The organism is Nocardia araoensis NBRC 100135 (assembly GCF_000308435.1).
Lineage (GTDB): Bacteria > Actinomycetota > Actinomycetes > Mycobacteriales > Mycobacteriaceae > Nocardia > Nocardia araoensis.
This window is the reverse complement of sequence record NZ_BAFR01000352.1, coordinates 139,471-150,745: the sequence shown is the minus strand read 5'-3', so window position 1 is coordinate 150,745 and position 11,275 is coordinate 139,471. Positions and strand designations below refer to the sequence as shown.

At 67.6% G+C, this 11,275-nt stretch carries 12 protein-coding genes; 2 read left to right on the top strand and 10 right to left on the bottom strand.

Annotated elements, in window-relative coordinates; translation table 11 throughout:
- Positions 1-354, top strand: a 354-nt coding sequence (locus ON21_RS35540) for a DUF2293 domain-containing protein (protein ID WP_039805444.1), incomplete at its 5' end; no start/stop codon positions are given.
- Between the two features lie 267 nt (positions 355-621).
- On the opposite strand, the gene dmpG is transcribed toward ON21_RS35540, so the two are convergent.
- Together dmpG and ON21_RS35530 are read right to left on the bottom strand one after the other, a co-directional pair.
- Positions 622-1,638, bottom strand: coding sequence for a 4-hydroxy-2-oxovalerate aldolase (dmpG, locus tag ON21_RS35535; RefSeq protein WP_039805442.1), 1,017 nt, complete (start codon positions 1,636-1,638; stop codon positions 622-624).
- On the bottom strand, positions 1,635-2,513 hold the full coding sequence (locus tag ON21_RS35530; protein WP_039805440.1) for an acetaldehyde dehydrogenase (acetylating): 879 nt from the start codon (positions 2,511-2,513) through the stop codon (positions 1,635-1,637). Before ON21_RS35530 ends, dmpG begins: the two co-directional genes overlap by 4 nt.
- 73 nt (positions 2,514-2,586) lie before the next feature.
- Between ON21_RS35530 and ON21_RS35525 the strand changes: the two genes are divergently transcribed.
- Entirely contained in the window at positions 2,587-3,366 is a 780-nt protein-coding gene (locus ON21_RS35525) for an IclR family transcriptional regulator (protein WP_039805438.1), read from the top strand.
- Here ON21_RS35525 and ON21_RS35520 read toward each other — a convergent pair.
- The 8 genes from ON21_RS35520 to ON21_RS35485 are packed head-to-tail and all read right to left on the bottom strand — an operon-like array spanning position 3,363 to position 11,110.
- Complete coding sequence (locus ON21_RS35520; protein WP_039805436.1) at positions 3,363-4,109, bottom strand: SDR family oxidoreductase; 747 nt, start codon at positions 4,107-4,109, stop codon at positions 3,363-3,365. The two genes, ON21_RS35525 and ON21_RS35520, sit on opposite strands and share 4 nt — an antisense overlap.
- Before the next feature lie 11 nt (positions 4,110-4,120).
- The gene (locus ON21_RS35515; RefSeq protein ID WP_039805434.1) at positions 4,121-5,836 is read right to left on the bottom strand and encodes an IlvD/Edd family dehydratase; all 1,716 of its coding nucleotides are present in this window, start codon (positions 5,834-5,836) and stop codon (positions 4,121-4,123) included.
- Positions 5,833-6,720 carry a beta-keto acid cleavage family enzyme gene (locus ON21_RS35510; protein WP_039805432.1) on the bottom strand — a complete coding sequence of 296 codons (888 nt, stop codon included), beginning with the start codon at positions 6,718-6,720 and terminating at the stop codon, positions 5,833-5,835. Before ON21_RS35510 ends, ON21_RS35515 begins: the two co-directional genes overlap by 4 nt.
- Positions 6,717-7,130: a hypothetical protein gene (locus ON21_RS35505; protein ID WP_039805430.1), complete on the bottom strand. Its 414-nt coding sequence runs from the start codon at positions 7,128-7,130 to the stop codon at positions 6,717-6,719. Before ON21_RS35505 ends, ON21_RS35510 begins: the two co-directional genes overlap by 4 nt.
- Complete coding sequence (locus ON21_RS35500) at positions 7,124-8,416, bottom strand: beta-keto acid cleavage family enzyme (RefSeq protein ID WP_051021816.1); 1,293 nt, start codon at positions 8,414-8,416, stop codon at positions 7,124-7,126. Before ON21_RS35500 ends, ON21_RS35505 begins: the two co-directional genes overlap by 7 nt.
- Entirely contained in the window at positions 8,404-9,201 is a 798-nt protein-coding gene (locus ON21_RS35495; protein WP_039805428.1) for an SDR family NAD(P)-dependent oxidoreductase, read from the bottom strand. Before ON21_RS35495 ends, ON21_RS35500 begins: the two co-directional genes overlap by 13 nt.
- Entirely contained in the window at positions 9,198-9,734 is a 537-nt protein-coding gene (locus ON21_RS35490; protein ID WP_039805426.1) for a VOC family protein, read from the bottom strand. The genes ON21_RS35495 and ON21_RS35490 overlap by 4 nt, the downstream gene beginning before the upstream one ends.
- Positions 9,731-11,110, bottom strand: coding sequence for an MFS transporter (locus ON21_RS35485; protein WP_051021815.1), 1,380 nt, complete (start codon positions 11,108-11,110; stop codon positions 9,731-9,733). Before ON21_RS35485 ends, ON21_RS35490 begins: the two co-directional genes overlap by 4 nt.
- Positions 11,111-11,275 lie beyond the last annotated feature (165 nt).

The window sequence follows — 11,275 nt, the reverse complement described above, 5'->3', positions numbered from 1 at the left end:
GACGAGGAGGCCCGTTCCCGCCGCCGCGACCGCGACCGCGTGCGCCGCGACGCCCAGGACGTCGAATACCGCGCCCGCATGTCCGACGAGATCCGGCGGCTGTTCCCCGGCTGCCCCGCCGACCGCGCCACCGAGATCGCCGAGCACGCCGCCGTCCGCGGCAGCGGCCGCGTAGGCCGCACCGCCGCCGCCAAAGTTCTGTCCGCCGAAGCGCTCACCCTCGCCGTCATAGCCTCGGTTCGTCACCGCGACACCGACTACGACCATCTCCTCATGACCGGAGTCCCCCGCTCGGAGGCCAGGGCCCGCATCCGGACCACCGTGGACCGCGTCCTGGAAAGCTGGCGCGGCTGAGGCACGGGACATGTCGTCGAAACTCGACGGCAACGACCGGCGCGGCACCAGCCGACCGCTGAGGGCGCAGGACCGCGACGGCGGGCGCGTGATCGAGCAGGTTCTCGCCGAGACCCTTGCGGAAGCGCGCGACGACGGCCAAGCGAAAGACGTCGCGCTTCAGCGACACCGCCGTGCGACTCTATCGTCCCCGGCGACATGGGTGGCGACACGCGGGAAGGTTTGCGACGGCATTCGACGCGCGCCCGCCACTGCGCTCAGGTCACCTCATGGTGCCGAACGCCCGGCGAGTTCGGCGGCGACGTCCACGATCATGTCCTCCTGCCCGCCGATCACACCCCGTCTGCCCAATTCGAGAAGGATCTCGCGTTCCGCGACGCCGAACTTCGCGGCGGCTCGTTTGGTCGGGTGGTAGAAGGTCGAGTAGACACCGGCGTAGCCCAGGACCAGCGCCGTCTCATCGATGATCTGGGGTTGCTTCATGAGCGGTGCCATGACGCGTTCCGCGGTGTCGATGAGCCCGAAAAGGTCCGCACCGGTGACGTATCCGGCTCGCTCGAGCGCCGCGGCCAGCACTTCGGTCTGGGCGTTGCCCGCACTGGCGCCGAGTCCGCGCAGCGACCCGTCGATGTAGGTGGCTCCGTGGTCGGCCGCGGCGAGAGAGTTCGCGATGCCGACGCCGAGATTGTTGTGCGCGTGGAAGCCGATTTCCGCGCCGACGGTCTCGCGCAGCGCGAGGACGCGGGCGGCTGCCTGGTGCGGGAGGAGCGCCCCTGCCGAGTCGACGACATAGATCACCTGTGCGCCGTAGGAGTCGAGTTCGCGCGCCTGCGCCGCGAGCGCCGAAGGCTCGAGTTTGTGGCTCATCATCAGGAAACTCATGACGCGCATCCCGTTGTCGCGGGCCCACGTGATGGGCTGTTCCGCGCAGTCGGCCTCGGTGCAGTGCACGGCGACGCGCACTGTGCGCGCGCCGGCTTGCTGGGCCTGCCGGAGTTCGGCCAGGGTCGCGATGCCGGGTACGTACAGCACCGCGATGTCCGCCTCGGCGACGGCTTCGACCGCGGCGCGCACGTATTCGGCATCGGTCGCCGCGGCGAATCCGTACTGGATGGAGGACGCGCCGAGGCCGATGCCGTGCGCTACTTCGATGGTTCCGATGCCGGCACGGTCCAAACCGCGGGCGACGGCACCGACCTGATCGGTGGTGAATTGATGGGAGACGCTGCTCATACCGTCTCGCAAACTGGTGTCGACGAGGTTGATCCGCTGTTCGCGTGTCATGCCGGGACTCCTTCGGTGGTGATCTTGCCGGCCTTGGCTTCGGCGACCTGGACGGCCGCGGCGGTGATGATGTCGAGGTTTCCGGCGTAGACCGGCAGGAAATCGCCCGCGCCTTCGACTTCGAGCATGACCGTGACCAGGTCGTCGTCGACATCGAAATAGCGCAGCCGGTAGCCGGGGACGTACTGCTGCACCTTGGCCACCATGGCGCGCACGGCGCGCTCGATTCGGTCGGCGGAAGGCTGCCGCACCCGCGCGTAGACGGTGTCGCGCATGATCATCGGCGGATCCGCGGGGTTGACCACGCAGATCGCCTTGGCCCGGTCGGCTCCGGCGACGACCGCGAGGGCTCTTCCGGTCTTCTCGCTGAATTCGCTCAGGTTCTGGCGTGTGCCAGGGCCCGCGCCGGCACTGGCGATCGCGGCGACGATCTCGCCGTAGGAGGCATCGGCCGCCTCGTTGACGGCGGCGAGAATCGGAATCGTCGCCTGGCCGGCACAGCTGACCATATTGACGTTGGGTGCGTGCAGGTGCTGCTCGAGGTTCACCGCCGGAACGACATAGGGCCCGACGGAGGCGGGAGTGAGGTCGATGGCGGTGATGCCCGCCTCGGCGTAGCGGGGCGCGGCCGCGGCGTGGACCTTGGCCGAGGTCGCCTCGAAGACCACATCGGGAAGCTCCGGGCGCGACAACAACCAGTCGACTCCTTGTGCTGATGTCTCCAAACCGAACGCGGCGGCGCGTTTCAGGCCTTCGCTCTCGGGATCGATTCCGATCATGTACCGGGGCTCGACGTACTCGGAGCGGCGCAGCTTGTACAACAGGTCCGTGCCGATATTTCCTGAGCCGACGATCGCGGCCGTCGTTTTCGCCATGACCAGTTCTCCTTCCCTGCCCGCGTCCGCGGGCCTCTAGACAGTCCGTCTCCGAGCCCGCAGAATTCAACGCGTGAGTCCCATTCATCGAGACGAAGGCGAGATCTCCGGTATCGGCCGGGCAAGTTTGCTGTTGAACGCTTTCCGGTCCTCCAATGGGAGTTTGACCAGCGGCGAGCTGATCGAGCGTTCAGGGTTGCCACGGTCTACGGCACATCGCTTGATCCGTGAACTCGTGCGCTGCGGCTTGCTCGAACGTCACGACCGGACCTTGCGCCTCGGGATCACGCTTTTCGAGCTGGGCCAGCTGGTGCACCGGCCGCGCGGTCTCGTCGACGCCGCGCGTCCGTTCATGGCGGACCTACGGGAGGCGACACGTCAGAACGTGGGTGTCTCGGTGCTGGTCGAGCGCGAGGTGCTGTACGTCGAGGTACTGCGCGGCAAGGACGGCCCCAGAGTGCCGTCGCGCGCCGGCGGTCGCTGGCCGGCCCATGCCAGCTGCAGCGGAAAGGCGATCCTGGCGTTCTCCCAGCCGAAGGACGTCCGAGCCGTGGTGGCGGACGGCCTGGCCGGGTTGACCGACAACACCATCACCGATCCGGACGCCCTGGCCGACGAACTCGCACGAATCCGACAGCGCGGCATCGCCTACGACCGGCAGGAGTCGTTTCGCGGCATCATGGCCGCGGCGTCGCCGATTCTGGGGCCCGGCGGTGAGGTGGTCGGCGCGCTGAGCGTGTCGGGGTTGGCCGGACGGATCAATCTGGCCCGCGTGGACGCGGCGGTGCGGGCGAGCGCGCTCGCCGTGTCACGCGAACTCGCCCGCGCCTACGGCGGTTTCCGCTCGGGTTAGCCGCGCCCGATGAACGGCATCGCAGTGGCCATCACCGTGAGGAATTGAATGTTCGCGTCCAATGGCAAGCTGCCCATGTGGCGGACCGCGGCGGCGACATGGCGAACGTCCATCGTCGGCTCCGTCCGGATCGAGCCATCCGCTTGCGGCACTCCGTGACTCATCGCGCCGGTCATATCGGTGGCCGCGTTGCCGATGTCGATCTGACCGCAGGCGATGTCGTGCGCCCTGCCGTCGAGCGAAAGGGACTTCGTCAGCCCGGTGATCGCGTGTTTCGTCGCGGTGTAGGCGATGCTGCGTGGACGCGGGCTGTGCGCGGATATCGACCCATTGTTGATGATGCGGCCGCCTCGGGGCCGCTGGGTGCGCATCATCCCGAACGCCTCCCGCGCACACAGGAACGCACCTGTCAGATTGACCTCCACGCAGGACCTCCACTGCTCCAGCGGCAACTCGTCCGGCGGAGCCGAGGTACCGGAGACGCCGGCGTTGTTCACCAGCAGATCCACTCTGCCGAAGCACCGGCCGACGGAGGCGAACAGTGCCCGCACCGATTCCGGATCGCTGACGTCCGTGGGTACGGCCAGAGCGCGGTCACCGATCAGTGTCGCGGTGTCCGCCAATGGATCGGCACGCCGCCCGGCGAGCACCACGGTCCAGCCGTCCTCGGCGAGCGCCAGCGAGATCGCTCGCCCCAAACCGGATCCCGCGCCGGTGACGACCGCGATTCGTTCGTTGACCATTCGGCCTCCGCTCAATGGTTGTTCCGTCGCACGATCGCGTCCCGGCGCCCGACGAGGAAGCCGAAGTCGGCGCCGCGGTCCGCTTGGAGCACGTGATCGATGTACAGCCGCTGATATCCGCTCTCGGCGACCGGCGATTCCAGCGCGAGAGTTGCTCTACGCGCGTCGAGTTCGTCGTCATCGAGGTCGACCCGCAGGCTGCGGCCCTCGACGTCGAGTTCGATCATGTCGCCGGTGCGAACCAGCGCCAGTGGACCCGCCGCCGCCGATTCGGGCGCGACGTGCAGCACCACGGTGCCGTACGCCGTGCCGCTCATCCGCGCGTCCGAGATTCGCACCATGTCGGTAACGCCCTGCGCTAGAAGCTTTTTCGGCAGCGGCAGATTGCCTACCTCGGGCATCCCCGGGTAGCCGCGTGGACCCGCTCCCCTGAGCACCAGCACGCTGTTGGCGTCCACATCGAGATCCGGATCGTCGATGCGCGCGGCGAGATCTTCCACGGTCTCGAACACCAGGGCGCGCCCGCGATGACGCAGCAGGTGCGGCGACGCGGCCGACGGCTTGATCACAGCGCCGTCGGGCGCCAGGTTTCCACGCAGCACGGCGATTCCCGCCTGTGGGCGGACCGGCCGTCCGACCGGACGGATGACCTCGTCGTTCCAGCAGCAGGCGCCGGTGATGTTCTCGCCCAGCGTTTTCCCGGTGACGGTCAGCACGTCCCGATCCAGAAGATCGGCCATCCCCGCGAGCAGGGCCGGCATGCCACCCGCCTCGAAGAAGTCCTCCATCAGGAAGCGGCCCGACGGCAGCAGGTCGACCAGCAGCGGCATGTCGTGCCCGAACCGGTCGAAGTCGTCGAGGTCCAGCGACACCCCGAGACGACCGGCCACGGCGAGGAGATGGATCACCGCGTTGGTGGACCCGCCCATCGCCGCATTGACTCGGATGGCGTTCTCGAAGGCCGCACGGGTCAGAATGCGCGAGATCCGCAGATCCTCGGCCACCATTTCGACCATCCGCACGCCCGCGTCGTGGGCCAGCACCCGGCGGCGCGAGTCGACCGCCGGAATAGCGGCGTTGCCGGGCAGCGCGATGCCGAGCGCCTCGACCAGTCCGGCCATCGTCGACGCGGTACCCATCGTGTTGCAGTGCCCCGCCGACCGGGACATGCACGCCTCGGCTTCGAGGAAGTCGCCCACCGGCATCCGGCCGGCCCGTACGTCCTCCGACATCGAGAAGACATTGGTGCCCGACCCCAGGGTGCGGCCGCGGAACCGCCCCGTCAGCATGGGCCCGCCGGACACCACCAGGGTCGGCAGGTCACAACTTGCCGCGCCCATCAGTAACGCGGGCGTCGTCTTGTCGCATCCGCACAGCAGTACCACCGCATCGACCGGGTTCGCGCGAATCGATTCCTCGACGTCCATGCTGACCAGGTTGCGCAGCAGCATGCTGGTGGGACGCAACAGCGTCTCGCCGAGCGAGGTCACCGGGAACTCGACCGGGAAGCCGCCTGCCTCGTAGACGCCGCGCTTGACGTGTTCGGCGATATCCCGCAGATGGGCATTGCACGGCGTGAGTTCCGACCAGGTGTTGCAGATCCCGATCACCGGCCGTCCGTCGAACATGCGGTCCGGGATGCCCTGATTCTTCATCCACGAGCGTGCGGCGAAGCCGTTGATATCGTGGGACCCGAACCAGTCGCGCGACCGCCTCCCGGCATTCATGATCGCTCCAATCCGAGCATTTCGCGGGCTTCCGCCGCGGTGGCGGGTTCCATACCGAGTTCGCGCACGACGCGGACGATCCGCTCCACGACGGCCAGGTTGGTGGCCGGTTCGCCCACCGCATTCCGCAGGTTGTCCTCCAGCCCCACTCGCACGTGCCCACCGAGAAGCAGAGCGTGCACCAAGGCATCGATATCGGGATCGCCCACGATGCTGACGGTGAACAAGCTCCGCTCCGGCAGGAGGTCGACCATCATCTGCAGGTTCCTCGGCGAGTACGGCAGCGCTCCTTGGAACACTGTGTCCAGCCCGAGTACGAGATTGACGAAGTACGGCGGCGAGTCGTATCCGTCACCGATGAGCGTGGCGATCTCTTGCACCAGATGTGCGGGCCCGAAGGCTTCCCACTCGGGTTTGATCCCTCTGGCGCGCATGCCCTCCGCGAGTTCCCTGCCACGGGACGGCTGGGTCGCGAGCAGAACCTCGCGGCCGCCGACACTGGCGAACGTGGTCATCGCGTCCAGCGTGCACATGTCGGCGCCACCGTCGAGCCCGCGCAGCCGTTCCGCCCAGTGGACCTCGTGGTATCCGGATTCGTTCCAGCCCAGCAGGTCTCCGTTGACCCCGCCGCCGGTCGAGTTGTTGATCACGATGTCACAGCGTGCGCGGATCAGCTCGTTCATCGCACGGTAGATCAAGGGGTCGCAGGTGGCCTCGTCGTCCGCGCGGCGGGCGTGCAGCGCGGCGATGCTCGCTCCCGCTTCGTAGCAGCGCACGACGTCTTCGGCGATCTCGTCAGGTTGCGTGGGCAGTTGCGGGTTGTCGGCCTTGGTCGCCAGTCCGCCCGTCGGCGCGACGGTGATGATCACCTTGCGTCCGGTCATCGCGTCCGCTCCGGCAACGTCTCGAGGAAGCGCGCAACGGCTTGCTGGACGCGGTCGCCGACCTGGAAGCCCGCGTTCTTCGCGGTCTCGTTCACGAACGACACGACACCGTTGTCCCAGGTGTCCATCCCATTGCTGATCTCGGCGGACAGGTGGCCCACCGCGACCGCGGGGATGCCGACCTCGTCGAGAGCGATGATTCCCGCGATCCCCGCCTCGTCCTTGCCGACACCCGCGTCGTTGAGCACGACACATCCCAGGCCGAGCTGCCTGGCCGCGGCGCCGGACGCCGCGCCGCCGTTGGAGGCGGCGACGATCACCTGATCGCGGTCGGCTTCGGTGGCTTGCGACAGGCTGTCCATGACCACCACCCGCCGGTCACGAACAGAATGCACTACCTGTCTCAGCATGCGGTGACCTCCTGTGTTCCGGTCGCGGTCAGCCGGCGAATCTCGTCCTGCACTCGCGCGCCGAGGGTGTAACCCTGCCGACGCGCGGTGGCGTTGGCGAATGTGATCACCCCGTTCTCCCAGACGTCGGTGCCGTCGCCGATGCGGGCCGACTCATGTCCCACCGCGACTCCCGCGATGGCCTCGGCGTCGATTTCTTCCAGGCCCCTGATGCCCGCGTTGTTCTTGCCGAACCCGGCGTCGTTGGCCACCAGGCATGAGACGGCGTATCGGCGCGCGTACTCGCCGGCGCTCGAGCCGCCGTGCGAACCGGTGACGACGATGCGACCGGCGTCCGTGGACGAGGCGTAGGAAACCGAATCCATTACCACCACCTGCGGACCGTGCGAGATCACGATGCGCGGGCGGGCCGGCGGCATGCCGAGCATCTCGGCCGCCTCGGCCGGAGAAGCCACCGCGCGGCCGTATTCGTGCGCCAGATCTCGTACTCGGGCGACGAGCTCCGCGTTGGTGGGCGTGCCGAGTTCGAGATGCGGGTGGTCGCCGAGACCGATGGCGATGTGCCCGCCGCGTTCGATCGCCGCGGGCGCCACGTCGAGCACATTTCCGGCGTGCACGCTCACCACCCACTCGATCCGTTTCCCAGCGGGCAGGAAGGCCAGGTGCGCGTCCAGCCCGGCCGATGTCCCGGGATGGGCCGCCACGAACTCCGGGCCGCCGAGCACCAACAGGACGAATGCGGGTCCGTCGACCGCACCCGCGTCGAGGAATGCTTCGATACCGCGCGTCCAGCTGATGTTGAACGAGGCGAACAGCGGTGTCATACCGAGCTCGCGCGCGGTGCGCAGGACATGGGCGATGCTGCCGACATCGTTGACGAACGCCCGGTCGCTGCTGCGGAATTCGTGTGCCTGCCAGTCGTAGCGATCGAGATTCGCACAGCCCGCGTCGACGGCAAGGAAGTCGGCGCGGGTCATCGAATCCCCGGCGTTGTCCACGATGTTCGCCAGCCGCTCGGTGACGGTGGCGCCCGGCGCGTTCGCCAGAGACGGGGCCAACAGCAGATCGGTGCGCTCCCGGATGGCTCGGACAGCCCTCGCGTAACCCTCGGTGCTGTGATCGGCGCCGCCGTCGGCGGTGCGGGCGTGGAAGTGCATCATCGCCGCGCCCGCGGCCCGCGCGGCGGCCGCGTCCTGCGCGATCTCTTCCGCGGTCCACGGAACATGCGGATTCTGCGTTCGCATCGCCCCTTCGTTGGGATGCACGCTGATGATCAATTTCCGCACCGGTTTTCCTTCCCCACGGCGGTGTGGTCCGATCGCAGGCTCCAACCTGCTCCGGCGGTCTGCCCGCCGTCCACGGTCAATGTCTGGCCAGTGACGAATGCGGCGCGCTCGTCCAGCAGAAACGCGATCGCTTCCGCGGTTTCGGACGGTCGGGCGTAGCGGCCGAGCGGAATGGCGGGCAGGATCGCCGCCCGCACGTCCGGTGTGTGCGCCACACTCACCAAGGGCGTCTCGGTGGCACCGGGCGCGATGCAGTTGGCACGGATACCGAGCGGGCCGAGTTCGACCGCCATCACTTTCGTCATGGTGATGACGCCACCCTTGGACGCGCTGTACGCCGTGCGGCCCGGACTCCCGCGCATACCCGACACCGAGGAGATGGTCACGATCGAACCGCCCGCACTCATGTGGCGGGCCGCCGCGCGAGCAACCAGAAACGTCCCCACGAGATTGACTTCCACGACTTGTCGGAACCGTTCCGGCGTGCTGTCGAGAAACGAGGTGGTCGAGGCGATGCCCGCCGCGGTGACCACGCCGTGCACCGGCCCGAATTCGGCGCCTACCGCGTCGACCACCGCGTCGACCGCGTCGCTGTCGGTCACGTCGAGGCGGACGAACCGCAGTCGCTCGGCGTGATCCCGCAAGCCGGTACGAGCCCGGTCGAGCGCGGTATCGTCCCGGTCGGCGACGGCTACCCGCCATCCGTCGCGCAGCAGCCGTTCGACGGTCGCCAGTCCGATTCCGGATGCGCCGCCGGAGACGATGGCGGTTCGTGCGGTGGTCATGAGTTCATCTCCCTGATCGGGTCGCTGCCGTCCCAGCCGTTCGCGGCGGCGGCGACCTTCTGGAACACCCGGCCCTTGTCGCCGCTGATCTCCGACAGTTCGATCATGGCGCCGGGATGTCCGCCGGGCTCGAAGTAGACGAATCGCTCGTCCGGGCCGCCGCGACCGGATCGCCCGGACTGCACGACTCGCAATCCCGCTTCGGTCGCGCGATCCAAGTCGGTATCGAACGCGGTGGTCCAGAATGCGACGTGATGCAGACCTTCGCGCCCGGCGTCGAGGAACTCCCGGAAAGCGCTCGGCGCGTCGTCCAACTGCTGGATCAATTCGATCTGCAGCCCGCCGCTCTGGGCGAGCGCGACACTGATCGTGGCCTCGCTCGGCTCGTCCCGAAACCGCAACTGCTGCACCGGGAGTCGCGGGATGTGAAAGAACGGTCCGACACCGAGCACCTCGATCCAATGGCGCATCGCTTCGTTCAGGTCTCGGACGACGTATCCGTTCTGCCGGATCGGCCCGAACATTCGGCTCATTTTTCCGCTCCTCGGTTGTCGGTGATGGTCGGTGTCGGTGTCGGTGTCGGTGCCGGTTCGGCGTCCGCGTTCTGCCAGTGCTCGTGCAGCGCCCGGCGCATGTCCCGATTGCGGCTGAGGCCCCCGGCGAGTGCCGCTCCGATCGCGAGCACCACCCCGAAGCACGCCACCGCGGGCGCGAAACCGCCCGTGGCGTCCTTGATGACCCCGGTCACCTGCGGCCCGAAATAGCCGCCCAGGTTGCCCACTCCGTTGATGAGCGCCAGTCCGGCCGCCGCGGCGACGCCGCTGAACATGGCGCTGGGCAGCAGGAAGAAGATCGACATCGCCGAGTACAGGCCGATGGCGGCGACACAGAATCCGACCATCGCGGCCGCCGGCGTGTGCAGATTCACCGCGGCGAAGACGAATCCGGCCGCCGACAGGAGCATCGGGAGCACGAAGTGCCACACCCGCTCCTTGCGCCGATCCGAGCGACGGGTCCATGCCAGCGCGGGCAGAATCGCGAGCAGCGGCGGAACCGCGCCCAGCCAGCCGATCTCGAGCTTGCTCCAGCCGAAGCTCGCCAGAATCTGCGGCATCCAGATGCCATAGCCGTTGAGGCCGAACGTGATGGTGAGGAAGACCAGGCACAGCACCAGGACACGTCCGTCGGTCAGGCCGCGCAGTACCGACATGGAATGCCGCTGCTGGTTACGTTCGTGCTCGGCATCGATCGTCTGCTGCAGCCAAGCCTGCTCTTGCGGGGTCAGCCATTTCGCCTGCGCGGGATGGTCCTTCAACACCCGATAGCACAAGACACCGATGATGATCGCCGGAATACCGGTGATCACGAACAGCCACCGCCAACCCGAGATGTTCGCCAAACCGTCGAGCTGCAGAATGTGCACCGAGATCGGGGTTCCGATCGCGGACAGGCAGATGAAGGTCACGATCCATCCCATGGCCCTCGCCCGTGCCCGGTAGGGGAACCAGCGGGTGATGAAATAGAGCGCTCCCGGTGAGAAGCCGGCCTCGGCCACTCCCAGCAACACGCGGGCGATCGACAGGTCGGCCGGCCCCCGCACCAGCGCGGTCGCGATCGTGACCAGGCCCCAGGTGATCATGATGCGGGGGAGCCAACGGCGCGCCCCGACTTTGGCCAGCACGAGATTGCTGGGCACTTCGAAGAGGGTATAGCTCCAGAAATAGATACCGGCGGCGAGCCCGAACGCCGTGGCCGACAGCCCGAGGTCGGCATTCATCGTCAACGCCGCGACGCCGATGTTCTGGCGATCCAGATACAGGACGATGTAGCACAGCCCGATGAAGGGCAGGAATCTCCAACTCACTTTGCGAATTACGCTGGCCTCGATAGCGGCCTCGGCAGTGGTCATGTCCACCGCTCCTCTCAAACGCTTCATTGCGAACGCCACGTGTGGGCTGGGTCACTACCCATCGCAGCGCACAAGCAGTTCACTCGCCAACGGGAAGCGACCGCAACCGATCCGTCTCATTGATCGAGACGCCACGCAACGTCTCGATCAATGAGACAGATGTGT

What these genes read in the sequence shown, in the direction of transcription:
- dmpG (WP_039805442.1), bottom strand. Translation starts at nt 1,638, where the DNA reads ATGACACGCGAACAGCGGATCAACCTCGTCGACACCAGTTTGCGAGAC.
- ON21_RS35530 (WP_039805440.1), bottom strand. Translation starts at nt 2,513, where the DNA reads ATGGCGAAAACGACGGCCGCGATCGTCGGCTCAGGAAATATCGGCACG.
- ON21_RS35520 (WP_039805436.1), bottom strand. Translation starts at nt 4,109, where the DNA reads ATGGTCAACGAACGAATCGCGGTCGTCACCGGCGCGGGATCCGGTTTG.
- ON21_RS35515 (WP_039805434.1), bottom strand. Translation starts at nt 5,836, where the DNA reads ATGAATGCCGGGAGGCGGTCGCGCGACTGGTTCGGGTCCCACGATATC.
- ON21_RS35510 (WP_039805432.1), bottom strand. Translation starts at nt 6,720, where the DNA reads ATGACCGGACGCAAGGTGATCATCACCGTCGCGCCGACGGGCGGACTG.
- ON21_RS35505 (WP_039805430.1), bottom strand. Translation starts at nt 7,130, where the DNA reads ATGCTGAGACAGGTAGTGCATTCTGTTCGTGACCGGCGGGTGGTGGTC.
- ON21_RS35495 (WP_039805428.1), bottom strand. Translation starts at nt 9,201, where the DNA reads ATGACCACCGCACGAACCGCCATCGTCTCCGGCGGCGCATCCGGAATC.
- ON21_RS35490 (WP_039805426.1), bottom strand. Translation starts at nt 9,734, where the DNA reads ATGAGCCGAATGTTCGGGCCGATCCGGCAGAACGGATACGTCGTCCGA.
- ON21_RS35485 (WP_051021815.1), bottom strand. Translation starts at nt 11,110, where the DNA reads ATGACCACTGCCGAGGCCGCTATCGAGGCCAGCGTAATTCGCAAAGTG.